This is a genomic window from Limnoglobus sp., from assembly GCF_059499385.1.
In genome coordinates this window covers 26,418-51,613 of sequence record NZ_JCABYM010000045.1, presented here as the reverse complement: position 1 = coordinate 51,613, position 25,196 = coordinate 26,418, and the positions used below count along the sequence as shown (strand labels likewise).

17 protein-coding genes are annotated in these 25,196 nt (G+C 68.7%); 10 read left to right on the top strand and 7 right to left on the bottom strand.

The features are described from left to right. Positions 1-201: 201 nt before the first annotated feature. Positions 202-996 carry a metallophosphoesterase family protein gene (locus tag AC5JJ2_RS08195; protein ID WP_495857488.1) on the bottom strand — a complete coding sequence of 265 codons (795 nt, stop codon included), beginning with the start codon at positions 994-996 and terminating at the stop codon, positions 202-204. A 198-nt stretch (positions 997-1,194) separates the two neighbouring features. Between AC5JJ2_RS08195 and AC5JJ2_RS08190 the strand changes: the two genes are divergently transcribed. Beyond that, positions 1,195-3,012 carry a protein kinase domain-containing protein gene (locus AC5JJ2_RS08190; protein ID WP_495857487.1) on the top strand — a complete coding sequence of 606 codons (1,818 nt, stop codon included), beginning with the start codon at positions 1,195-1,197 and terminating at the stop codon, positions 3,010-3,012. A gap of 121 nt (positions 3,013-3,133) precedes the next feature. On the opposite strand, the gene AC5JJ2_RS08185 is transcribed toward AC5JJ2_RS08190, so the two are convergent. Beyond that, a complete protein-coding gene (locus AC5JJ2_RS08185; RefSeq protein ID WP_495857486.1) occupies positions 3,134-3,778 on the bottom strand; it encodes an MBL fold metallo-hydrolase in 645 nt (214 codons plus the stop codon). A gap of 225 nt (positions 3,779-4,003) precedes the next feature. On the opposite strand from AC5JJ2_RS08185, the gene AC5JJ2_RS08180 reads away from it, so the two are divergent. From AC5JJ2_RS08180 to ggt, 5 genes are all read left to right on the top strand, one after another. Next, positions 4,004-6,673, top strand: coding sequence for a PSD1 and planctomycete cytochrome C domain-containing protein (locus AC5JJ2_RS08180; protein WP_495857485.1), 2,670 nt, complete (start codon positions 4,004-4,006; stop codon positions 6,671-6,673). Between the two features lie 134 nt (positions 6,674-6,807). Then, positions 6,808-7,440 carry a hypothetical protein gene (locus AC5JJ2_RS08175; protein WP_495857484.1) on the top strand — a complete coding sequence of 211 codons (633 nt, stop codon included), beginning with the start codon at positions 6,808-6,810 and terminating at the stop codon, positions 7,438-7,440. 3 nt (positions 7,441-7,443) lie between these two features. Then, positions 7,444-9,750, top strand: a complete 2,307-nt coding sequence (locus AC5JJ2_RS08170) for a GTPase domain-containing protein (protein ID WP_495857483.1) — start codon at positions 7,444-7,446, stop codon at positions 9,748-9,750. A 29-nt stretch (positions 9,751-9,779) separates the two neighbouring features. Next, positions 9,780-10,688 (top strand): methylenetetrahydrofolate reductase [NAD(P)H], encoded by a 909-nt coding sequence (metF, locus tag AC5JJ2_RS08165; RefSeq protein ID WP_495857482.1) that lies wholly within the window; start codon positions 9,780-9,782, stop codon positions 10,686-10,688. Between the two features lie 7 nt (positions 10,689-10,695). After that, complete coding sequence (ggt, locus tag AC5JJ2_RS08160) at positions 10,696-12,354, top strand: gamma-glutamyltransferase (RefSeq protein ID WP_495857481.1); 1,659 nt, start codon at positions 10,696-10,698, stop codon at positions 12,352-12,354. Here the strand turns inward: ggt and AC5JJ2_RS08155 are convergent. Together AC5JJ2_RS08155 and AC5JJ2_RS08150 are read right to left on the bottom strand one after the other, a co-directional pair. Beyond that, positions 12,351-13,304, bottom strand: a complete 954-nt coding sequence (locus tag AC5JJ2_RS08155) for an ornithine cyclodeaminase family protein (RefSeq protein WP_495857480.1) — start codon at positions 13,302-13,304, stop codon at positions 12,351-12,353. The genes ggt and AC5JJ2_RS08155 overlap by 4 nt on opposite strands. 111 nt (positions 13,305-13,415) lie before the next feature. Next, positions 13,416-14,621, bottom strand: coding sequence for a pyridoxal phosphate-dependent aminotransferase (locus AC5JJ2_RS08150; RefSeq protein WP_495857479.1), 1,206 nt, complete (start codon positions 14,619-14,621; stop codon positions 13,416-13,418). A 78-nt stretch (positions 14,622-14,699) separates the two neighbouring features. Between AC5JJ2_RS08150 and AC5JJ2_RS08145 the strand changes: the two genes are divergently transcribed. Beyond that, on the top strand, positions 14,700-15,932 hold the full coding sequence (locus tag AC5JJ2_RS08145) for a glycosyltransferase family 4 protein (protein WP_495857478.1): 1,233 nt from the start codon (positions 14,700-14,702) through the stop codon (positions 15,930-15,932). 3 nt (positions 15,933-15,935) lie between these two features. On the opposite strand, the gene AC5JJ2_RS08140 is transcribed toward AC5JJ2_RS08145, so the two are convergent. Then, positions 15,936-16,340: a glycine cleavage system protein H gene (locus tag AC5JJ2_RS08140; RefSeq protein WP_495857477.1), complete on the bottom strand. Its 405-nt coding sequence runs from the start codon at positions 16,338-16,340 to the stop codon at positions 15,936-15,938. Between the two features lie 8 nt (positions 16,341-16,348). Then, on the bottom strand, positions 16,349-17,428 hold the full coding sequence (gene gcvT / locus AC5JJ2_RS08135) for a glycine cleavage system aminomethyltransferase GcvT (RefSeq protein ID WP_495857476.1): 1,080 nt from the start codon (positions 17,426-17,428) through the stop codon (positions 16,349-16,351). Between the two features lie 146 nt (positions 17,429-17,574). Here gcvT and mfd point away from each other — a divergent pair, with 146 nt between their 5' ends. From mfd to AC5JJ2_RS08120, 3 genes are all read left to right on the top strand, one after another. Beyond that, positions 17,575-20,892 carry a transcription-repair coupling factor gene (mfd, locus tag AC5JJ2_RS08130; protein WP_495857475.1) on the top strand — a complete coding sequence of 1,106 codons (3,318 nt, stop codon included), beginning with the start codon at positions 17,575-17,577 and terminating at the stop codon, positions 20,890-20,892. 101 nt (positions 20,893-20,993) lie between these two features. Further along, entirely contained in the window at positions 20,994-21,377 is a 384-nt protein-coding gene (locus tag AC5JJ2_RS08125) for a hypothetical protein (protein ID WP_495857474.1), read from the top strand. A gap of 168 nt (positions 21,378-21,545) precedes the next feature. Continuing rightward, complete coding sequence (locus AC5JJ2_RS08120; protein WP_495857473.1) at positions 21,546-23,120, top strand: hypothetical protein; 1,575 nt, start codon at positions 21,546-21,548, stop codon at positions 23,118-23,120. 75 nt (positions 23,121-23,195) lie between these two features. On the opposite strand, the gene sppA is transcribed toward AC5JJ2_RS08120, so the two are convergent. Continuing rightward, entirely contained in the window at positions 23,196-25,043 is a 1,848-nt protein-coding gene (gene sppA, locus AC5JJ2_RS08115; protein ID WP_495857472.1) for a signal peptide peptidase SppA, read from the bottom strand. Positions 25,044-25,196 lie beyond the last annotated feature (153 nt).

Genomic DNA, 25,196 nt, shown 5'->3' with positions numbered 1-25,196 from the left:
GCGCGCGGGGCGCGGGGGCGCGCCCCCCCCCCCGCCCCCCCCCGGGGGGGGGGGGGGGGGGCGCCCGCCCCCCCCCCCCCCCCCCCCCCCCGAGCTTCCTCCCTCCGACGCGAGACTCACCGGGAGGGAAAGGCGTACCCCCCTCCCTAACCCTCCCCCCCAAGGGGGGAGGGGACAAAACCAGTCAACGACCGTCCGCCCTCACACCTCGAACACCGCCTGCACACCCGGCTTACCGTACACCGCGCCGCCGGTCAGCACGGTCAGGTTCGGCCGCACGTCGCACTCGCCGGGGCTGTGCGTGTGGCCGCAGAGCACGGTCAGCCGCCGGTCCGGATACTCGGCCATGATCGCCCGCAGCACGTCGCCGACGGCCCGGCACGCGAAGAACGGCAGCCAGTCGTCGTCCGAGATCTTCCCCTGGTGCCAGCACGCCTCGCGGAACGGCGGCACGTGCGTCAGCAGGATCACTTCCTCGTGCCGCTCCAGCGCCCGCGGCAGCACCCGGCGGACGTGGTCCGCCGCCTCCCGGCCGAGCGACCGCAGCTTCGCCACGTGGTCCGCGTGCGACAGTTCCTGCAAGTCCTCGATGAGGAAGTAGTCGTTCAAGATCACCTGCGTGTTCGCCACGTCGCCGTACCCGCCGTCGCCCCACCCGTCGTGGCCGACCAGGGCCGTGCGGTCGGACAACGACACGACGCCGGCCGTCGGCAGCCACGACAGGTTCGGCACGGCCTTGCACAGTCGGCCGAGGTCTTCGCGAACGGCCGGGATCGAGCTTCGATAAAAGTCGTGGTTGCCGAGGACGAAGTAGACCGGCTTGGCCAGTTGCGCCGCCAGTTCGCGGAGGTACTCGCCGACGTTCGGGGCCTCCCCGGTGTCGCCGCCGACGAGGACGGCGTCCGGCGATTCCGCCCGCACGCCGTCGATCAACGACTGGAACACGCGGGGCGAGACGAAGTTGAGGTGTAGGTCGGTGAGCCAGGCGAGGCGCATGGAGGGTGTCTCCGACGAGGGGAGTCGTCGTCAACGGCGGGCGCGAACATTGGCGCGTGATAGTAATAACACCCCATTCTCATCTTTGTTCCTGACGAAATGAATCTCTTCTTTCGCGGCGGCGGTAGTTTCTTTGGAAGCCTGGCCGCGGGCCGCGTGTTATTCTCGTGTGTGACCGACCTTGCCCGCAGGCCCGCCATGACCTCGACCGACCAGATGGAAATCCCGACCACCGACCCGGCCATCCCGCCGGAACTGGCGAACCACCCCCGCTACCGCGTGCTGAGCCAACTCGGCGCGGGCGGCATGGGCATGGTCTACAAGGCCGAGCACGTCATGATGGGGCGGACGGTCGCGGTGAAGGTGATGGCCCAGAAGTACACGGCCAACCCGCGGGCCGTCGAGCGGTTCCGCCGGGAGGTCCGCGCGGCGGCGAAGCTGGCCCACCCGAACATCGTCACCGCGTTCGACGCCGACGAGGCCGAGGGGCGGCACTTTTTAGTGATGGAGTACGTCGAGGGCGTCAGCCTGGACCGGGTGGTGAACCGCCGCGGCCCGCTGCCGGTCACGACCGCCTGTCACGTCGCCCGGCTCGTTGCCCTCGGCCTCGGCCACGCCCACTCAAAGGGGATGGTCCACCGGGACATCAAGCCGCAGAACGTGATGGTGAACCGCAAGGGCCAGGTGAAGGTCCTTGACTTCGGCCTCGCCCGACTCGCGACGGACTCGGAGTTGCCGCCGGAACCGACGGGCGAACAGACGCCGCCGCTGAACGCGGCGGTGACGGCGACGAACATGGTGATGGGCACGCCGGACTACCTGTCGCCGGAGCAGGCGAAGTGCAGCCGGGACATCGACCATCGCTCGGATTTGTACAGCCTCGGCTGCCTGCTCTACTTCGCGCTGACCGGCCGGCCGCCGTTCCAGGACGCGAGGTCGGCGTTCGACAAGGTGCTGGCCCACACGCGGGAGACGCCGCCGCCGGTGACGACGTACCGGGCCGACATCCCGGCCGACGTGCAGGCCGCGCTCGCGAAGTTGATGGCGAAGGACCCAGCCGACCGGTTTGCGTCCGCCACCGAGGTCGCGGCCGCGCTGCACCCGTTCGCGAAGTCGTCGCCGTCCGGCGCGACGGCGTTCACGGCCGTCCCCGTGGCCGACCCGGTTCCCGTGCTGGAAGCGATCCCGCTGTTCGACTTTGAAGTCGTGGAAGAGACGCCGAACACGATCGCGGAAACCGTCGCCGTCACGCCGCCCCGGCAGGTGACGAAGCGGATGAAGAAGCTGCCGCGGAAGCCGCGCCGGAATTGGAAGCCGCTCGTCGGGGCCGCGGCCGTCGCCGTCGGCGCGATCGTCCTGCTCGCGGCCGTCAGCAGCCTGTTGAAGAACGCCGGAAAGTCCGACCCGACGATTCCGCCGCCGGCGAACAACGGCGCGCAAGCTAAGGCGGCTCCGGTCCCGGCGCGGCCGGCGGCCCGCGTGCTGTTCGCCGTGCCGAAGCGGGGCCTGTTCCTGGACGACTACGAGCCGGTGCGGGCGCGGCTCGTCGAGCTCGGCGTGACGGTGACGACGGCCGGCACGTCCCGCGGCCCGTGCGGGCTGATGGGCCTCGACAACCGCCCCGCGCCGGTCGCGGACCTGGCCTTCTCCGAGGTCCGCCCGGAGGACTACGACGCGATCCTGTTCCCCGGCGCGGACGTGTTCGAGATGCTGACGCCGGACTCGCGGCCGACCTTGAACCGGATCGTGCAGGCGATGGACGCCGACCGCAAGGTGATCGGCGGCATCTGCGTCGGACAGCGGGTGCTGTTGCAGTTCAACCTGTTGCGGGACCGGAACGCGGCCCTACCGAGCGAGCAGATTCGGCCGCAGTTCGAGCGGCAGGCGGAGCGGGTCTTCGGCGTGAAGTGGGACAACTGGCGGCGGGTGGTGACGGACGGCCACGTCGTCACCGCGAGCGGCGCGGAGGAAGCCCGCGAGTTCGCCGACGCCGTGTTCGCGGCCGTGCGGAAGTAACGCCCGACTTCCGAAGTCCGGCTTCGACTTCGGAAGTCGATCCCGCGCGGGGACATTTGCCCGCATCGGGTGCCGTTGCCGGTTCGACTTCCGAAGTCGAAGCCGGACTTCGGAAGTCAAGTCATTCGCCCACGAACGGGTTCGTCCGCTTCTCGAACCCGATCGTCGTCACCGGCCCGTGCCCCGGATACACGACCGTATCGTCCGGCAGCGGCCACAGCTTCTCGCGAATCCCCTTCGCCAGCACCTCGAAGCTGCCGCCGGGGAAGTCCGTCCGCCCGACGCTGCCGCGGAACAGCACGTCGCCGCCGAGCACGACCGTCGGCCTCACGCCGCGGACGACGTAGACGACGTGCCCCGGCGAGTGGCCCGGAATCTCCCGCACGTCCATCGCTAGCCCGGCCAACTCCAGCACGTCGCCGTCCGCCACCGTGCGGTCGGCCGGCGGACTCGTCACCGGCATCCCGTAGTGGGCGCTGCGGTTCAGGTGCGGGTCGGTCAGCCAGTCCCGTTCGCCCTCGCCGATGATGATGGGGGAGGTCGGGAACGCCCGCTTCAGGGCCGCGTTGCCCGCGATGTGGTCGAGGTGGCCGTGCGTGTTGACGATGGCGGTGAGGATCAGCCCGCGGGCCTCGATCTGTTCGAGGATCAATTCCGGCTCGAAGCCGGGGTCGATAACGAACGCCTCCGTGTTGCCCTCGACCCAGACGAGGTAGGCGTTCTCGCCGAACAGTTCCGACTCGATCGTTTCGATCTGGATTCGCACAACGGCCTCTCCGGGGCCGGATCATTCTAGAGAATCAAGTAAGTATACAAAATTACACATTGTGTCGTGTGTTTCGTCAACATCCCCGCGCAAGGCGTGTGTGACGGGACGTGGCGATGTTGGCGACCTTGGCGATGTGCTGCCAGTCTGGCAGCCCGACTTGCACGCCGGGCCGATCCCGCGATAATGAGGCTACTCCTGCCGGACCCGTTCCGAGGTCGTCGCATGCGTTGGCTGGCCGTGTTGCTGCTCGCGAGTCTCCCCGCCCGCGCCGCCGAGCCGAAGATCGACGCCGAGTACTTTGAAAAGACCGTCCGCCCGCTGCTCGTGGAGCGGTGTCAGAAGTGCCACGCGGCGAAGAAGGCGAAGGGCGGCCTCGACCTGTCCACGAAGGCCGGGTTCCTCGCCGGCGGCGACACCGGGCCGGACAAGAACCTGTTGGTGCAAGCCGTCCGGTACGACGGCGACGTGAAGATGCCGCCGAGCGGCAAGCTGCCGGACGCGGAGATCGCGGTCCTGACGGCGTGGGTGAAGGCCGGCGCGCCGTGGCCGGACGACGGCGCGGTTGCGGTTGGCCCGAAAGGGATGGACGTGCGGGGCCTCGCGTCACGGCACTGGGCATTTCAGCCCGTTCGACCACTCGTCGAAGGCAAGTCGATTGACTCGTTCATCCGTGCCGACCTCGCGAAGGCCGGGCTGGAACCGGCCAAGCCCGCGGAGCCGGAAAAACTGCTGCGGCGCGTCTACTTCGATCTGATCGGCCTGCCGCCGACCGCGGCCGAGATCGACGCCTTCGTTCACGACAAGTCACCGGACGCCTTCGCGAAGGTGGTCGAGAAGCTGCTCGCGTCGCCGCACTACGGCGAGCGGTGGGGCCGCCACTGGCTCGACCTCGCGCGGTACGCCGAGACGCGGGGCCACGAGTTCGACTTCGAGATTCCCGATGCGTGGCGGTATCGCGACTACGTCATCCGCGCGTTCAACGACAACCTGCCCTACGACCGGTTCGTGCAAGAACAGATCGCCGGCGATTTGCTTCCCCCGCGCTGGCATCCGAAGGAGCGGTGGAACGAGGCCCTCATCGGGACCGGGTTCTGGCACTTGGGCGAGGGCGTGCATTCGCCGGTGGACGTGCGGATCGACGAGGCGAACCGGTTCGACAACATGATCGACGTGTTCGGCAAGGCGTTCCTCGGCCTGACGATCTCGTGCGCCCGCTGTCACGACCACAAGTTCGACCCGATCCCGACGGCCGACTACTACGCCCTGTACGGCGTCCTCGGCAGCTCGCGGTACTCGCACTCCGTCATCGACGACCCGGCCGCGACGGACGCCATCCTGAAGGAGTTGAACGACCGCCGCGGGGTGCGGCCGACGAGGGTTCCGCCGGACGCGGACCGCCGCGGCACGGAGGGGTTCGAGGACTTCCGCGGTGACTGGGCGAAGCGGTGGTTCGTCACCGGCCCGGCGTTCCGCACCACGACCGGCCACCCGCACAGCGGCCGCGAGTCCGCGGCGCTCGTCGGCGCGATCCGCTCGCCGACGTTCACGATCAACGCGAAGTACCTCGCCGCCCGCGTCGCCGGGAAGGGGGCGCACCTCCGGCTGATCCTCAACAACCTGCAACTGATTCAAGCCCCGATCTACGGCGACCTGCGGCGGGCCATCGACCACGGCGAGGAGTTCAAGTGGGTCGTGTTCGACCTGTCGATGTGGCCGGGGCAGGCGGCGTACCTGGAACTGCTCGACGAGGGCAACGGGTACGCCGCGATGAGCGAGGTCCGGCTGGCCGAAACGAAACCGACGGCGAACGGGACCGAAACGTGCGCACCTGTTCCGGCGAACCCGACGGACGACCCGCGTATCAAGGAACTGGAGGCGAAGCTGGCGACCGTCCGCCGCGCCCCGACGATGATCGAGGGGACCGGCCGCGACGAGCGCGTGTTCATCCGCGGCGGGCCGAAGACGCTCGGACAACCGGTGAGCCGCCGGTTCCTGGAAGTGTTCGCCGGAAGCGACGCAAAGTCGCCCGCCGGCAGCGGCCGGCTGGAGTTGGCGAAGGCGCTCACCGACCCGACGAACCCGCTCGTCGCGCGGGTATTCGTTAACCGCGTCTGGCAGCATCACTTCGGCGTCGGGATCGTCGCGTCGCCGGACGACTTCGGCAAGCAGGGGCAGGCTCCGACGCACCCGGAACTGCTCGACCACCTCGCCGCCGGGTTCGTCCGCGACGGGTGGAACGTCAAGAACCTGCACCGCCGGATTCTCCTCAGCGAAACCTACCGCCAATCCGCGCACCCCAACCCGGCGACGGCCGTGAAGGTCGCGACGGCCGACCCGCTGAACAAGCTGCTCCACCGCGCGAGCGTGAAGCGGCTGGAGGCCGAGGCGATCCGCGACGCGATGCTGGCCGTGTCCGGGCGACTGGACCGCACGCCGTTCGGCCCCGGCGTGCCGCCGGCCCTCACGGAACACATGATCGGCCGCGGCCGCCCGTCCGCGTCCGGCCCGGTGGACGGGAACGGCCGTCGGAGCGTTTACCAGCAGGTGCGGCGGAACTTCCTGAACCCGTTCTTCACCGCGTTCGACTACCCGACCCCTTTTACCACGATCGGCCGCCGCAGCGTGTCGAACGTCCCGGCCCAGGCGCTGGTGATGCTGAACAACCCGTTCGTCCTCGGCGAAGCCGACCGCTGGGCGACGGCCACGGAGAGGGAGCCGCGGCGAATCGAGGCGATGTACCGGGCCGCGTTCGGCCGCCGCCCGTCCGCGACGGAGCTGGCCGCGGCGGCGGCTTTCGTCGGCGAGCAGGCGAAGGCCGCCGGCGACACGAAGGCGTGGGCCGAGTTCGCGCACGTCCTGTTCAACGCGAAGGAATTCATCTTCATCGAATAGAAGAATGGCCCGCAGATGACGCAGACTTCGACGCAGATGAAGAGGATGAAAACCAGGACCGGATTTTGGTTCTTATCCTCTTCATCTGCGCTCCCATCTGTGTCATCTGCGGGCCATTCTGATAGACCAACAAAATGATCCTGGTCGCATTCCTGAACACCGTGCGGTTCGCGAAGCTCATCGAGGGCGTCCTCGCCACGGCCGGCGGGTTCCTCATCGGGTACGTCGTCGTCGCGATCCTCGGCTGGTGGTTCGACAAGTACCTGCTCAAGCACAAGTCCCCGGAGATCGCGCATAAGATTTGCCGGCTGCTCGGCGGGCTGCTGCTCGCGATCCTCGTGGCGCTGATGATGTTCGGCGGCGGGGGCGGCGAGGGGAACGGCGACGGCGACGGGAAGGGCGACGGCAAGAGTTCCCCCGTCAACGGCACGCTCGACCCCAACACGCCGAACACCGCGCCATCACCCGTCCCGACGAAGCCCGCCCCGCCGACGGAGGAGCGCGTCCGCGTGACGATGCTCGGCGGCACGGATGTGAAGGATCAGAAGTTCTACCAGATCGACGAGGACGCCACCCCGCGGACACTTCAAGAGGTGAAGGCAGCCGTGCAGAAGAAGAAGGAATCGACGGCGAAGAGCCTCGGCTTGGAAATCGTGTTCGCCGAGCGGAACAAGTTGCCACAGGAGCACCCGGCCGTCACGCAGCTGGCGAAGTGGGCCGGCGACACGGCCGGCCTGACCGTCACGTTCCCGGCCGAGAAGCCGTAGCCGATGGGGGCCGCGCCGCGAATCGTGTTCTTCGGCATGCCGCACACCGGCAAGACCGGCCTGCTGCACGCCTTCGCCGACCCCGAGGCCCCGTTCCCCCTCTCCAAGTACGGCGACGAGAAGCCCGCGGCCGACCTGTGCCGGACGCGGCCGGACGGCGTCGTGCTGTGCGACGTGGACGGCCGGTCCGCGAAGGAGATCATCACCGACCCGGCGCAAATCCGCCGGCAGGACCAGACCGCGAGTACCGTGCGGAGCGCCGACGCGATCGTGCTGGCGCTCGACGCATCGGCGACGAACGAGGCGATGATCGACCTGTTCCGTTCGTTCGCCGCGTTCCTCGACGGGCTGGAAGAAACCCGCACGCACGGCCGCGAGGTCGGCGGCCTGCCGATCTTCCTCACGCTGACGAAGTGCGACCGGCTGCACGAATTCGGGGAAGATCCGAAGGCGTGGCTGGCCCGCGTGGAGGCGAAGAAGCGGTCGGTGCAAACGGCGTTCGAGGACTACCTGGCCCGCACCGGCCACGCGACGAACGCGAACGACCCGCTCGCGTTCGGCAGCGTCGAGGTCCACGTCGCGGCGACGGCCCTCCAGTTCCCGAAGGACACGCGGTTCGACGCGCTCGACGCGCCGTTCGGCGTGGAAGACCTGCAAGAAGACTGCACGAAAACGGCGTGGGCGTTCCGCCGGCGGATCGACGGCTCCCGCCGCCAACTGCGGTGGACGCTGGCCGGGTCCGGCGCGCTGGTGACCGCGATGGCCGCCGCGCTCGTCGGCCTGTTCGCGTTCTCGCCGACGGCCGACGAGGACCGGCTCGGCCGTCGCGTGCGGCTGTACCAGGAACGCGAAGGCCCGCCGGCCGTGCGGCTCGCGCAGCTCCACTTCGACCGCAACCGCAAGGAACTCGAATCGATCCGCGAGGACCACTCGTTCGCCGAGTTGTCGGAAAACGAGCGGGCGTTCGTCGAGGCGCGGCTCCGCGAGTACGCGGCGTACCACGACTACCAAACGCAGTTCCTACCGCCGCGGCCCGGTCCGGCGGAGGTGCGGCGGAAGGCGGAACTGGAGCAGTTGGACGCGGAGCTTTCGACGATCCTCGTGCCGCCGCCGGAGTTCGCCGCGGTGTGGGCGGACACGGAGGCGGTGAAGCTCTGGAACAAGTGGAAGGCGGACGCGAACCTCGTCCGCACGGCGGAGGGGGCACTGCACGAGTGGTATCGGGGGCTGGTTCGCCGCGGCACGACATTGCTCCTCGCCCCTGGCATCGACTACCGCTGGCGGCAAGAGGCGAACGCTCTGCTCGCGGCGGCGGAGCAACCGCCGTTCGACCCCGTGGCGACGATCCCCGGTTCGGAGAAGCTGCCGGTCCCGCGCGGAGCAGCGGTCCGGTACGCCGTCGCGTTCGACTTCGACCGTGTCGATCAGGCCCGTGGCGATTGGAACGACACGAAGGGCCGCGTGACCGCGATGCGCGACCTCGGCGACGCCCTCGGCTTGACCGCCGGGCCGAACACGCCGCCGGCCGTCCTGATCTTCCCGGACCCGACGGCGGACCTCACCGCCTCAGCGAGACTGGGCGCGGAGGTGCTCGCGAAGTTGCCGGCCGCGGAGTGGTTCGTGTCGCGGTTCCCGGACCCGATGCGGACGACGTTTCAGAACAAATTGCGGCAGTCGCAGGAGGCCGGGGCGCGGCACGTTCACGCCGTCCTGCGGGCGAAGCTCGGAACCGAGAGCCGCGAGGCGTGGGCGGCGGCCGCGAAGTGGTTCGACGAGCCGGACGCGAAAGCGTGGGGCCAACTCCTCGGCCGCATCGCGTCGTGGGGCGAGTTCGACGCCGGCGACCCGGTCGCGGAGGCGGTCGCGTTCCTCAAGAAGGATTCGTTCGCCCTCGACTTCACGAATCTCGAATTAACAATCCCCAACGACCTCCGCGACCGCCGACTCGTGCCGAACGGCCCGCTCGCCGTCCGGCACAAGGGGGCGGAGTACGCCTTCCGGGTCGTCGGCGAGCCGACGACGACGGCCGCGGCGAGCGTGTTCCGCCTCGCGGCGGACGGGCACGACGGCAAGTTGACCTACCGGCCCGGCGACGAGCTGTCCGCCGCCCTCGCCCTGAAGGCGGGGGACCGGTCCTTCCGACTGGACTGGTCGTATAGTGGCTCTACGGTGTATCAGTTCGACGCGCTGGCCCGCGAGCCGACGCTCCGGCCGGACGCGGCGACCGCCGTGGCGGAGCGGGCCGCCGGCGTGCGGCTGACGGCCGCCGGGCTGCCCCGGCTGCCGCTCGTGTTGAGAATCAATAACTGACACCCCGGTGTCATCAGGGACGACGGCCCATGCACATTCAGGACATCTTCCGCGACCACCGGACGACGTTCAGCTTCGAGTTCTTCCCGCCGAAGACCGACGAGGCGTCCGAGGAGCTGTTCCGGAACATCGCGTCGCTGCAGGAACTGCAACCGTCGTTCGTGTCCGTCACCTACGGGGCCGGCGGCTCGACGCGGGACCGGACGCACGACCTCGTCGTCCGCATCCAGAAGGAGACGGACCTGACGGCCGTGTCGCACCTGACGTGCGTGTGCCACTCGCGGGACGAGATGGCCGCGATCCTGGACCGGTACGCCGCGTCCGGCATCACGAACGTCCTCGCCCTCGGCGGCGACCCGCCGAAGAATTTGGCGAACTTCGACCGGTCGAAGGACGGGTTCCAGTTCGCGAACCAGCTCGTCGAGTTCATCCGCGGCCGGCCGAACAGTTCCGACGCCCGCGGGTTCGGCGTCGGCGTCGCCGGCTTCCCGGAGGGGCATCCGGGCTGCCCGAACCGGCTCGCGGAGATGGACAACCTGAAGCGGAAGGTGGACGCCGGGGCGGATTACATCTGCACGCAGTTGTTCTTCGAGAACCGCGACTTCTACGACTTCCGCGAGCGGTGCGAGCTGGCCGGGATCAAGGTCCCCATCGTGGCCGGGATCATGCCGGTCACGACGAAGGCCGGCATGGTCCGCATGGCCGAGCTAGCGCTCGGGGCGCGGATTCCGGCGCGGCTGCTACGGGCGGTCGCCCGGTGCGAGAACGACGAGGCCGTGCGGCGGGTCGGCGTTCACTGGGCGACGGAGCAGTGCCGCGACCTGCTGGACAACAGCGTCCGCGGGCTGCACTTCTACACGCTGAACCGGTCGGACGCGACGCGGACGATCTACGACAACCTCGGCGTCCGCGACTCCGCGGCGCTGCGGGCGGGATGACTTACCCATGCGAACCCTCTTCACGCTTCTCGTTCTCACCCTGCCGCTCGCGGCCCAAATGCCGCGTGCCCCGGTCGAGGGGAAGAACGGCATGGTCGTGTGCGTCTGCCCGATCGCGGCCGAGGTCGGCGTGGACGTGCTGAAGGCCGGCGGGAACGCGGTCGATGCGGCCGTCGCCGTCGCGTTCGCGGAGGCGGTGACCTGGCCGGAGGCCGGGAACATTGGAGGCGGCGGGTTCATGCTCGTGCAACCGCACGGTGGCGCGGACGCCACGTTCTTCGACTACCGCGAGACGGCCCCGGCCGCGGCCACGAAGGACCTGTTCGCCGACGGCACGACCGACTGGCGGTCGCACAAGTCGGCCGGCGTCCCCGGCACGGTCCGCGGGTTGGAACTGGCGCACAAACGGTTCGGAACGCGGCCGTGGAAGGACCTGCTCGCCCCCGCCGTGCGGCTGGCCCGGTCCGGGTTCACGGTGGACAGCCCGCTCGCCCGGCGGTTCAACGGCGTTCTCAACGACGGCAAGACGACGAACGCCGAGTTCCTGAGCATCTTCGGCCGGCCGAACGGCGGGAAGTGGCAGGAGGGGGACACGCTCAAGCAGCCGAACCTCGCGACGACGCTCGAAGGCATCGCCGACCACGGGGCCGACTGGTTCTACACCGGCCCGCCGGCCGACCAACTCGAAGCCGAGATGAAGGCCGGCGGCGGCCTCATCACGAAAGCCGACCTCGCCGGCTACGCCGCGAAGGAACGGCAGCCGCTACGCGGCACCTACCGCGGGTTCGACATCGTCTCCGCCCCGCCGCCGAGTTCCGGGGGGACCGCGATGATCGAGGCGCTCAACGTCCTGGAAACGTTCGACGTGAAGAAGTATCCGCGGGACTCCGTGGAGACGATCCACCTGCTCGCGGAGGTGCAGCGGCGGGTGTTCCGCGACCGGGCTGCGTTCCTCGGCGACCCGGACTTCGTCACCATCCCCCGCCACCTGACGACGAAGGACCACGCGAAGAAGCTGGCCGCGACCATCGACCTGGCGAAGGCGACGAGGAGCGAGGCGCTCGCGGAGGACATCCCGATCTCCGAGGGCGGCGGGAACACGACGCACTTTAGCGTCATCGACAAGGCGGGGATGTGCGTGTCGAACACGTACACGCTGGAGAACAACTTCGGCAGCCGGATCGTCGTCCGCGGGGCGGGGTTCGTGCTGAACAACGAGATGACGGACTTCAACCCGGTCCCCGGCACGACGACCCGCGGCGGGAAGGTGGGCACGCCGGCGAACGTCGTCGCCCCCGGCAAGCGGATGCTCAGCTCGATGACGCCGACGATCGTGCTGAAGGACGGCAAGCCGTACCTCGTCACCGGCAGCCCCGGCGGGCGGACGATCATCAACACCGTCCTGTGCGTGCTGGTCAACACGCTCGACTACGACATGCCCGTCACCGCGGCCGTGGACGCCCCGCGGCAGCATCACCAGTGGTTCCCGGACCGGCTGAGCCTGGAATCGGCCCCGGCGGTCGTAACGAACCGGCTGAAGGCAATGGGCCACACGCTCGCGGAGGCGAAGCAAGGCGACGCCCACACGATTCGCATCGACCCGAAGACCGGCGTGTACCAGGGGGCGGCGGATAAGCGGCTCAACGGAAAGGCGAGTGGATACTAAAGAATGTACTTTCCGACCTTTTGCTCGACGGCCTTCTGATAGACCTTCGCGGCAGTCGCCACGTCCTCGATGCCGAGGCCGAGCGACTTGAAGACGGTGATGTCCGTCGGGGCCTGGCGGCCGGGGACGCGGCCGGCGACGACGTGCGACAGCTCGACCACGTCGGCCCAGGTGAAGACGTGTTCCTGCATCGCCGCGACGAAGTCGCCCGCCTCGATCCGCGCCTGATCCTTGCTGTCGGCGGTGACGAGCGCGGCCCGGCGGAACACGTCCACGTCAACTTCCGCCTTCGCCAGGAAGTTCGACCCGGCCAGGTTCAAGTGTGTCCCTTCGCTCAGCCAGTTCCCGAACAGCACCGGCTCGCGGCTCGATGTGGCCGTGCAGATCATGTCCAGCCCGGTCGCGGCGTCCTCCGGCTTCGCCGCCGGGACGACCTCCGTGCCGCACACCTTCGCCATCTCCGCGGCGAACGCCGCCCGCTTCGCCTCATCCCGCGAGTAGACGACGGCTTTCTTGATCGGCCGCACCTTGCACACGGCCTGGAGTTGCGTCGCCGCCTGCTTGCCCGCGCCGAAGACGCCGACGGTCGCGGCGTCCTTGCGGGCGAGCTTCTTCGTCGCGACACCGCTGGCCGCCCCGGTGCGGACGGCCCCGAGGTGGTCGGCCTCGATGATCGCGATCAGCCCGCCGGCTTTCGGGTCGAAGAGGAGGACTTGGAACTGGGCCGGGAACTTGCCGGTGGTGTAGCACTTCAGCCCGACGGCGTTGAGCGTCTTCGCCGCGGCCGGCAGGACGTGCAGCATGACCTGGTCGGTCTGACACCGCGACCGTGGCACGTTCGTCGCCTCGTCCAGCGACAACTTGCGGAACCCGGCCTCGACCGCCTCCAGCGCCATCTCCATCGTCAGCAGCGACCGGACTTCATCTTCGGTGAGGTACAGAACGGACATAAATCACCCCGAAGTCCGGCCACGGATCAACACGGATGAGTACAGATCAGAAGAAATCATTTCTTTGGATTTATCTGTGTTCTCTGTGTTCATCTGTGGCTAGTTCTTTTCTCACGCGGCGGTCGCGAGCCAGTCCTTGAGCTTCGCGAGACCGGCCTCGATCACATTCTGGCTCGTCGCGAACGACATCCGCACGAACCCCTCCGCCCCGAACGCCGCGCCGGGCACGAGGTTGACGTGGGCTTGTTCCAGCAGCGTCGTGCAGAACGTCATGGAGTCGGTCACTGGCTTCCCGCTGAAGCTCTTGCCGAAGTAGCTCGACACGTCGAAGAACGCGTAGAACGCTCCCTCCGGCTTGAAGAACTTCACGCCGGGGATGGCGGTCAGCAGCTTCGTGACGACCTCCCGCCGGGCGGCGAACTCCTTGTGCATTTCCGCCACGCACTTCGGTGACTCCGGCGACTCGAGCGCGACGACCATCGCCGCCTGGCTGACGCTCGACGGACAGCTCGTCTCCTGGCTCTGCACGTTGTCCATCGCCTTGACGAGGTGCGCCGGCGCGACCGCCCAGCCGATCCGCCAGCCGGTCATGGCGTAGCTCTTGCTCGCCCCGCTGATCGTGACCGTGCGGTCCTTCAACTCCGGCCGCAGCGTCACCACGCACGTCGGCTTCGCGTCGCCGTAGCAGAGCTGCTCGTAAATCTCGTCCGACAGGAGCGCGACGTTCGGGTGTTGCAGCACGACATCGACGAGGGCTTCGAGTTCTGATCGGCTGTAGACCGCGCCGGTCGGGTTGCTCGGCGAGTTGAGCATGAGCAGCCGCGTGTTCGGCTTGATCGCCGCCTTCAGCTGCGCGGGCGTCATCTTGAACCCGGCTTCGAGTGTCGTTTGCACCAGCGTGTACGTCGCCCCGGTCATGCTGACGAGGTCCGAGTAGCTGACCCAGTACGGGGCCGGGATGACCACGTCGTCGCCGGGGCCGACGGTCGCCGCGAGGACGTTGTGGATGCTGTGCTTCGCCCCGTTCGAGACGAGGACGTTCTCCGGCCCGCACTCGAACCCGTAGGTCCGACCGTACCACTTGGCGATGGCCTTCTTCAGCTCGGCCGTGCCGCCGGCCGGGGTGTAGTGCGTCTGCCCCTTCGCCATCGCGTCGTTCGCGGCGTCGCAGATGTGCTTCGGCGTGTTGAAGTCCGGCTCGCCGAGGCTGAAGTCGTAGACCGTGACCCCCTTCGCCTTCAGCTCGCGGGCCTTCGCCCCGGCGGCGAGGGTGGCGGACGGCTTGACGGAATCGGCCAGCTTGGAAACGCGGATCATCGGACTTCGTGCCTTCGGGAAGGAGGGTGGCGGCCACCGAACATCGTATACATTCCCGGAACCGACGGAACCCCCGCGATGCGTGTGGCCCACTTCGTTCAACGATACCCGCCGGCGATCGGAGGTTCGGAGGGCTACTTCGAGCGGCTAACGAAGTACCTCGTGGGGTGTGGCGATCGTGTGGAAGTCTGGACCTCGTCGGCCGTCGAGCTGGGCCAGCTGTGGGGCGGCAAGCGGCCGAACACGACGCTGCAAGTCTCGCCGAACCTCGTGGTCCGCCGGTTCAAGCCGCTCGCCTTCCCCGGCCGGCGATACGTGCTGAAGGCGCTGTCGCTCATCCCGGTCCGCCACCTGCAAGCCCTGACGCTGCCGTGCAACCCGGTCTGTCCGGGGATGATTCAGGACGTGCTGACGTTTACCGACCCGCTGGACGCGGTCCACGCGACGTGCTTCCCGTACACGTTCCCGATCTTCTGCGGGCTGTGGCTGGCCCGGCGGCGGGGCGTGCCGTTCTACCTGACGCCGTTCCTGCACCTCGGCGACCCGGCCGACCCACACGACCGCACGCGGCGGCAGTACACGCGGCCGGTGATGCGGTGGCTGCTGCGACAGGCCGACGGCGTGTTCGTGCAGACGAAGACGGAACGCGACGCGGTGTTGAGCCTCGGCGTGCCGGAGCCGCGGGTCCACCTCCAAGGGTTGGGCGTCGATCCGACCGAATGCACCGGCGGCGACCGGGAAGGCGTTCGCGCGAAGTGGGGCGTGCGGCCGGACGAACTCGTGATCGGCCACCTGGCAAACCTGAGCGTCGAGAAGGGAACGGTCGATCTCTTGAAGGCGAACCCGCCGGGCCGCGTCGTCCTCGCCGGGCCGACGATGCCGAACTTCGAGCGATTCTGGGAGAGCTACTCGCACAAGGACCGCATCGTCCGGCTCGGCGTGCTGAGCGAGACGGAGAAGCGAGACTTCTTCGCCGGGATCGACGTGTTTTGCCTGCCCTCGCGGACGGACGCATTCGGCCTCGTGCTGTTGGAGGCGTGGGCGAACGCGAAGCCGGTCGTCGTGTACCGCGCCGGCGGCCCGGCCGACTTGGTGCGGGACGGGGCGGACGGGTTCGTGACGGGCTGTTCTCCGGACGGCCTGCGAGAGGGCTTGATGAAATTGGCGGACGGTGAGCTTCGGGCGCGATTCGGACGAGTGGGGTCAGAGCGAGTGTCGCGCGAGTTTCAATGGGAAGACAAGTTGCAACGTGTGAGGCATGTTATCGGCGGAAAGCCCAGGGTCGGCCGACCCTGGGCTTTCCGCCCGTGACAATCAGTGCCCCGCGATCTGCTTCTCGTAGTCCGCGCGGCTCAGCAGGTGGTCCAGCGTCGCCCCCGGCGCGAGCTTCACCTTGAACATCCACCCCGCGCCGAGCGGGTCGGTGTTTACCAGCGACAGGTCGGCCGTCCGCTTCGTCGCCGCGTCGTCGGTCAGCTTCAGGTTGATCTCGACGACCTCCCCGGCCACCGGCGAGTTGATGCCGCTCGTGGACTTCACCGACTCGATGACGCCCGCCTCCTGCCCGGCCTTCAGGACCTTGCCGACCTTCGGCAGGTCGAGGAACGTCGGTTCCGTCAGTTGCTCCACCGCGAACTTTGTGATGCCGACGGTCACCACGTCGCCGTCGAGCTTCGCCCACTCGTGCGTCGGCGCGTACCGGAGGGTATCCAGGTCCATCTCGGGCCTCACTTCTTGCGTTGATAGAACGGGAGCGGAACCACCGTCGCCGGGACGTGCGTGCCGCGGATGTCCACCAAAACGACCGTGCCGGGGGCGGCGTACCGCGGGGCGACGTACCCCATCGCGATGGACCGGTCGAGCCACGGGGCGAAGCTGCCGCTCGTGACGACGCCGACCGGCGCGGACGGGTCGGCGAACAGCACGCAGTCCTGCCGGGCCGCCCGCTTGCCGTCGAGTTCGAGGCCGACCCGCTTGGGTCGATGAACCGCCGCATCGTTCGCGGTCGCCAGCGCGTCCCGGCCGATGAACTCCTTGTTCAGCTTCACCGCCCACTCCAACCCGGCCTGCAGCGGGTCGATCTTCTCCGTCAGTTCGTGCCCGTACAGCGGCATCGCCGCTTCCAGACGAAGCGTGTCGCGCGCCCCGAGGCCGCACGGCACGACGCCCTTCGCGAGCAGGTCGTCCCAGAGTTGCCGCCCCAAATCGTTCGGGACGATGACCTCGAACCCGTCCTCGCCGGTGTACCCGGTCCGGCTGACGACGCACCCCTTGTCCCGGTATCGCGTCGGCTGGGCGTAGAAGTATTTCAGCTTCGCCACGTCGTCCGCGAACAGCCCGGCCACGACCTCGACCGCCTTCGGCCCCTGCACGGCGACCATGACGGTGTCGGCCGTCTGGTCCTGAATCTGCACGTCCCCGTCGGCGTGGTGCTTAAGCCAGCCGAGGATTTTCGCGTGGTTCGCGCCGTTCGCCACCATCGCGTAGCCGTAGGGCCAGCGGTACACGAGCACGTCGTCCAGCGTGCCGCCGTCGTCCTTGCAGACGAGGCCGTACCGCACCTGCATGTCCTTCATCGTGGCGACGCTGTTGGTGAACACCTTTTCCAGCAACTTCGCCGCGTCCGCGCCGGCGAACGAGAACCGGGCCATGTGCGACACGTCGAACACGCCGACGGCCGACCGCACGGCCTTGTGCTCGTCGATGATGCCGGCGTACTGCACCGGCATGTCCCACCCGGCGAACGGAACCATGCGGGCGTTCGCGGCCAGGTGCGCGTCGTACAGGGCGGTGCGAAGGTTCGACATGCTGGCATTTTCCGGGGCGGAGACGAATCGGCCACAGATGAACACAGAAATCACAGATCAAAGACAAATCAAGAAATGATTTCTTCTGATCTGTTTTCATCCGTGTTCATCGGTGGCTAAAATTCCTTACCCGAAGGACGGACGACTTGCCCAAGACGAAGGACCAGCGCGAACTGTCGCTCTCCGACCTGCCGGCCCTGTTGCGGGCGACGGAGGGTTGGGGGGCGCTGCGCGCCGCGCTGCCGCGGCGGGAGAGCGGGACCATCGACGGGGCGTGGGGGTCGTCGGCCGCGCTCGCCGTGGCGACGCTCGCGGCCGAGAAGCCGCCGGCCGTGCTGGTCGTCGTGCCGAACGTGACGGACGTGGGGCCGTGGGCGGAAGACCTCGCGTGTTTCGCCGGCACGCGGCCGCTCGTTTTCCCGGCGTGGGAGACGTGGCCCGCGCCGACGCACCAGGGCCGGCTTGCGCCCGAGACGGCCGAGCGGCTTCGCCTCTTGCAGAAGCTGGGGGTGGGCGAGTTGGCGTCGCCGGTCATCCTCGCGCCGATGGCGGCGGTGATCCAGCCGACGCCGCCGCGGGCCGACCTCGCGAGCCGCGGCCGGACGCTGACGCCGGGCGAAGTCGTGGACGTGAACGAGTTCCTCGAATGGCTCGTCGCGAACGGGTTCAAGCGGGTGGAGGCGGTCGAGTACCCCGGCGAGTTCGCGAAGCGCGGCGGCATCGTGGACCTGTTCCCGCCGGACTCGCCCGACCCGGTGCGGCTCGAATTCTTCGGCGACGAGTTGGAGTCGATCCGCCTCTTCGCGGCGCAATCACAACGCAGCCTTGAGAAGAAAAAATCCGTCACGATTGTTGGCATCGGGGGCGAAGCCCACGGACGAACGTCCGTGGGGAATCTGACGGATTACCTCCCGCCCGGCGCGTGGATCGTCCTCATCGAACCCGGCGACCTCAAGGAGCAGGGCAAGCACTTCTTCGAGCGGGTCGCGAACCCGGAGGGCCTGTTCACCGTCGAGGGCGTCTTCAAGCAGCTCATGCAGTTCGCGACCGTCACCGTCACGGCCATGCCGCGGGCGTCCGTCGAGGCGAGCTGGCACTTGCACGTCGAATCCGTCGAGCGGTTCAGCGGCAACGTCCAGCGCGTGCGGGACGAACTCGACGCCGTCGGCTCGGCGGGCCGCGTGCTGATCGCCTGCCAGTCGGAGGCCGAGTGCCACCGGCTGACGGAAGTTCTGAAGGCCGGCAAGCTGTCGGAGTCGCACCGCCTCGCGCTCGTCACCGGGCACGTCCGCACCGGGTTCCGGCTCGTCGGGCCGAACGTCGTCGTCCTCGGCAGCCACGAAATCTTCCACAAGGACCTGCTCCCGCCCGGCGTCAAGGACACGACCAAGCCGACCTCGCGCAAGATCGAGTCGCGGGCCATCGACACGTTCCTGGACCTCAACGACGGCGACTACGTCGTCCACGTCGCGCACGGCATCGCCCGCTTCCGCGGCATGCGGGTGCTGGAGAAAACGTCCGCCCTCATCACCGGCAACGACCAACTCGACGAGGCGGACGAGCACGCGAAGAACGCGGTCGAAGAGAACCTGATGCTCGAGTTCCGCGACGGCGTCTTCCTCTACGTCCCTGCCTCGCGGATCGATTTGATACAGAAGTACGTCGGCGGTTCGACGGCGGAACCCACCCTCTCGAAGCTCGGCGGCACGGCCTGGGGGCGGAAGAAGGCGCAGATCAGCGAGGCCGTCCGCGACATGGCCGCGGAGATGATCCAGATTCAGGCCGTGCGGGCGTCGCTGCCCGGCAGCCCGCTGCCGGCCGACTCGGAGTGGCAGGGCGAGTTCGAGGCCGCGTTCCCGTACCAGGAGACGCCCGACCAGGCGGCCGCCATCACCGAGACGAAAGCCGACCTCGAAAAGGCCCGGCCGATGGACCGGCTCATCTGCGGCGACGTGGGCTACGGCAAAACCGAGGTCGCCATCCGCGCCGCGTTCAAGGCCGTGGACAACGGCAAGCAGGTCGCGATCCTCGTGCCGACGACGATCCTCGCGGAGCAGCACTACCGGACGTTCGGCCAACGGTTCGCCGAGTACCCGTTCGTCGTCGAGTGCCTCAGCCGGTTCCGGTCTGGGGCGCAACAGCGGGACATCGTCCGCCGCGTCAAGGAGGGCGAGGTGGACGTCGTCGTCGGCACGCACCGCGTCGTCGGCAGCGACATCGCGTTCAAGGACCTCGGCCTCGTCGTCATCGACGAGGAGCAGCGGTTCGGCGTCGAGCACAAGGAGAAGCTGAAGCGGCTCCGGGCGATGGTCCACGTCCTGACGATGACGGCCACGCCGATCCCGCGGACGCTGCACTCGGCCCTCCTCGGCATTCGCGAAATCTCGAACCTCGAAACGCCGCCGCCGGAGCGCCTGCCGGTCGAGACGCGGATCATCCGGTGGGACGACCAGATGATCCGTCACGCAATCCTTCGCGAGTTGAACCGCGGCGGGCAGGCGTACTTCGTCCACAACCGCGTCCACGACATCCTCGACGTCGTCGCGAAGGTCAAGATGCTCGTCCCGGAGGCCCGCGTCGTCCACGGCCACGGGCAGATGAACGAGCACCAACTCGAGGCCGCGATGATGAGCTTCCTGCGAAAAGAAGCCGACATCCTCGTCGCGACGACGATCATCGAGAGCGGTTTAGACATCCCGAACGCGAACACGATCTTCATCGACGACGCGGACATGTACGGCCTCGCGGACCTGCACCAACTCCGCGGCCGCGTCGGGCGGCAGAAGGCGCGGGCCTACGCGTACCTCATCGTCAACCCGTTGAAGCTGCTCACGCCGACGGCGCAGAAGCGACTGAAGGCCATCGAGGAATTCACCGAACTCGGGGCCGGGTTCAAGATCGCGATGCGGGACCTGGAAATCCGCGGGGCCGGGAACATCCTCGGTACGGAGCAGAGCGGGCACATCGCCGCCCTCGGGTACGAGATGTACTGCACGCTGCTGGAGAACGCCGTCCGGCAGCTGAAGAACCTCCCGCCGCGGCAGTCGGTCGAGGTCCACGTCGATCTGCCGTGGCCGGCGTTCCTGCCGCGGGACTACGTGCCGGGGCAGAAGCTGCGGATCGAAGTTTATCGGCGGCTCTCGCGGCTGCGCGAGGTGCGGCAACTCGCCGACTTCCGGGCCGAACTCGCCGACCGCTACGGCCCGCCGCCGCCGGAGACGGAGTGGCTGCTCCGCACCACCGAAATTCGCCTCTACTGCGTCCGGTGGCAGGTCGGCAGCGTCAACCGCGACGGTCGCGACCTCGTCTTCGGGTACAAGAGCCGGGCGAAGGCCGACGAGCTGGCGAAACGCTCCGGCGGCCGGTTCAAGGTCGTGGACGAGAAGAGCGCCTACCTCCGACTGAAGCCGGAGGAGGACACGCCCGAAGCGATGCACGACTTGCTTAAAAAAGTGCTAGGGTAAATCCGTTCACATCTCCGTTCCGCGCCACCGCCACCGCCGCCAACTTTTGGGGGCTACCCCGTGGCGGTGTCGCCCGACGGCTGCTCGATTCGGAGGCAGGCGTGGCCCGAAAACTCGGCTGGCTGCCACCCTTGACCATGTTCGCGCTCGACGTGGCCCTCACGCTCCGGGGCCAGCCGGCCGAGTATTGGGCCGGCGATTACTCGCGGGCCGTCGAGGCGAACCCGCTCGCGTGGCTGATACTCGCCGTTCACCCGTACCTGTTCCTCGGCCTGGCAATCGGTTGGGCCGTCGCGTTCGTCGCACTGGTGACGCTCTGGGAGCACCGACTGGCGAAAGTGGTGGCATTCGTGCTGACCGTCGGGCACGCCGTCGGGGCCGCCAGCTGGCTGCTGCGGCTCGGCTGGCCCGGCGTGGCCGCGGCCGTCGGGCTGATGGTCGCGGCCGAGCGGCTGCTGACGTGGTGCTGGCCGCGAACACAGTAGTAGGCACACTCCGTGTGCCGTTTCCTTCCGGCCGCGGTGAGTTCGCCCGAGCCGCTGCGACCGACAGCAGACGGCACACGGAGTGTGCCTACTACTATTTGCCCGCCCGCCCGCGGCGGGGTAAAGTAACACGGCGACGAGACTACCCCTCGTCGCCGGAGGCCGCCTATGCCGGACACGATCACCTGCACGAGTTGCCGCTCCGCCATCGACGTGCCGGCCGACCACGCCGAGGACACCATCCGGTGCGGCATTTGCTGGTCGGAAAACGCCCTGGCCCCGAAAGCGGCCCCCGTCGTCGCGCCGGCGAAGGCCGTCGCCCGCCCGGTCGCGCAGCTCCTGCCGCCGAAGCCCGCCCGGCCGTCGGCCGTCACCGCGATCCCGGCGAAGGCCGCCTCCGGCGTCACCCGACTCGAGGGGCTGATCCACAAGGCCGCGGCGAAACTCGCGCCGCCGGCCGCCCCGCCGGCCCCGGCCGCGGCGCAGCCGATCCTCGCGACCGTGAAGCCGGTGGTCCCGGAAGTCGTGCCGGCCGCCAAGCCGGCGGCCCCGCCGCCGGTCGCGGCCAGCCCCGTTCCGATCCCGCAGGCCGCGGTGCCGACGCCCGTGCGGGTCGCGCCGGCCGTGCCGCCGGTCGTCGTCCAGCCGCTGCCGGCCGCCGCCCCCGTCGCGGCCCCGGTCGTCGTGCCGTCGCGGCCGGTCGAGGCCCCGGTTCCGGTCACGGTCGCGCCGCTGGTCGCGGCCCCGGTCGTCGTGCCGGTCACGCCCGCCGCCCCGAAGGTGCTGGACGCCGAGCCGGTCGTGCAGGGGGAATTCGCCGACGACACCGCCGCGCCGAAACGGCCGGCGAAGGACGAGCGGTCGAGGCCCGCCGCCAAGCGCCGGCCGCGGGACGACGACGATGACGACGACCGCCCCCGCCGGCGGAAGGACAAGGGGGAGGCGAACAACGCGTCGATGGTGATGATGATCGTTGCCGGGGTCGCGGTCCTGGCCCTGCTCGTCGTCGGCGTGATCTACCTGTCGGGGGCGTTCGGCCGGGCGAAGACGCCGGACGCGGCCCCCGTCGCGAACGCCGACCAACCGCCGCCGCCGGCCGTGCAGTTCAACCTGCCGAACCCGGACGGCGGGCCGCAACCGAACGCGAACGGGAACTTCGGGTTCAACCCGTTCCCGCCGATGCAACGGTTCGAGCCGCCGCGACCGAAGATGAACGTCAACTGGGTCGAGCACGACGCCGACGGGTTCAAGGCGAAGCTCGTCGAGCGACCGACGACGCACCCGTCGATCCTCCGGTTGCCCGACGACAACTTCTTCCTCGTCCACGTAAAGACGAAGAGCCTGACGGCCCGCACGCTCCCGCCGGCCGTGACCGTCGAGGTCGTCACCGCCGACGTGCCGCAGGGCGTGGTCCCGGACCTGAAGAAGATGGCCGCGGAGCCGTTCGGCCGGGCGGACAAGGTGGCCGCGTGCAAGGTCGCCGGGAAGGACGGGTACGAGCACGTCGAGGCGGTCGGCCCGCGGACGACGACCACCCGGGTCATTCAGGTGGGCTGCCGGGTGTTCGTGTTCAAACTGACCGCCCTGCCGCCGTTCGGGGACAAGGAAACGATCGACGAGGCGGCGAAGACGTTCTGGGAGTCGCTGTCGATCACGTTCGACCCGGCCACCCCGGCCCCGGTCGATCCGACGCTGCGGCGGAAGAACGCCCCCAACAACCCGTTCCCGCCCCGCGGCCGGTGACCGGTCATCGGCCGCGCGCACGAAAACGGCCCAGGGAGAATCCCCTGGGCCGCTCGCGTTCCCGCGAATCGCGGGTTACTTCATCTCGACGTGGAACGGCAGCATCACCTTCACGATGTCCTTCCGGGTCGCCAGCAGCGGGGCCGCGATCCGCGCGGCCTTCTCCAGCCCCGGCACGTCCCGCACGTCCACCTTGAGCGAGCCGAACGGCAGCCCGGCCTCGCCCTCGAGCAGCTTCTCGAAGAACGACGTGGGCTTCGGCAGGATCAGCAACTCCATCTCCTTGGCCGGGTCGATGCCGGCGAGTTTCTTCGCCCCGGCGATGGCGTCCTCCAGCGTGCCCAGCTCATCGACCAGCCCGTTCTCCTTCGCCTGCCGGCCGGTCCAGACGCGGCCGCCGGCCAGCTTCTTCAGCTTCTCCAGCGGCATGTCGGCCCCGGCCTTCTGCCGGCCCTCGGCCGCCTTCCGGGTGAACTGCTCGTACACCGCCTCGACCGTCTCGTTCAGCGCGTTCCGCTCGGACTCCGTCCACGGGAACGTCGAGGACATGACGCCGGAGTTCTTCCCGCGGCTAATCACCTCCGTCTTCATCCCGCCCCACTCCTCCAGCCCGCCGGTGACGAGCTTGAGGCCGAACACGCCGATCGACCCGGTGATCGTGCCCGGCTCGGCGTAGATCTTCTTGCAGCCCATGCTGATGTAGTACCCGCCGCTGGCGGCCACGTCGCCCATGCTGGCGACGACCGGCTTCTTCGCCTTCACGATCTCCCGCCACATCACGTCACTCGCCAGCGCCGACCCGCCGGGGCTGTCCACGCGGAGGACGATGGCCTTCACCGTGTCGTCCTTCTCCGCCTGCCGGATGGCCTGGACGATCGTCTCGGACCCGACGGCCGACCCGCCCATGAGCGGGTTCCCCTGCCCGGACTTGCCCGACGCGATCGCGCCGACGGCGTAGATGACGGCGATCTTCGGCTCGGTGGAGGGCTTCTCCTTCTTCGCCGTGCCGCCCATCATTTCCAGGAGCGCGAACGGGTTCGACAGGTCGAGCTTCTGGGCCTTCGGCTTGCCGTAGTTCCGCTCCACCCGGACGGCCTTCGCGCCGAGCAGCTTGGCCATCTCGCCGTCGAACTCGTCGTCGTAGTTAATGGCGTCGATCAGCCCGGCCGCCTTCGCCTTCTGGGCGGTGAACGGCCCCTGGTCGATCAGCTCCTTGACCTTCTCCGGGGCGAGCTTGCGGCCCTTCGCGACCGGGGCGACGAGTTCGTGGTCGAAGTTGTCGTTCATCATCGACGTGATCTGCTCGCGGTTCGCGTCGCTCATCTTGTCGGCCAGGAACGGCTCGACGGCCGACTTGTAGTCGCCGACCTTCAGCACGTCCGCCTTGAGCTTCAGCAGTTCGAGCGTGTTCTTGTAGAACGTGACCTCCGCCCGCAGGCCGACGAGGAGGACGCCCCCGCCCTCCGGGGCCGAGATCAGGTCGCAGTCGGTGGCCAGCAGATACGCCTTCTGGGAATACTCCTCGGCGTAGGCGAACACCTTCTTGCCGGTCGCCTTGAAGTCGGCGACGGCGCGGCGGAGCTCGTTCAGCTTGCCGTAGCCCACGTCCAACTCGTTGAGGTCGAGGTACAGCCCGGCGATCCGCTCGTCCTTCGCGGCCTTCTTGATCCGGTCGAGCTTCATCTTGAAGTTCTCGTCCGGCGGCCCGAACAGGCTCTCGGCCGCGACCGGGGACTCGTCCATGTCGCCGCTGAACTTGATGTGCGCGACGCGGACGGTGCCGGGGTCGGCCTTCGCCTTCTCGCCTTTCTTCTCCTCGGCCGCCGGCTTGCCGTCGCCCTTGCTCTTAAACGGGTTGTCGGCCAGCGCCGCCGTGCCGATCAGGCCGCCGGCCAGGGCCAGCGACAGGAACCATCGCTTCATGAACTCGATCCTCGGATGAGGTGGTGGGGGTGAACGGGAAAGTACCGCCATTGTAGGCGATGAAAGTAGTAGGCACACTCCGTGTGCCGATTGCAGCCGGTCGCGGTGGGTCGGACGAACTCCCCGCGGCAGTCATAGTAGTAGGCACACTCC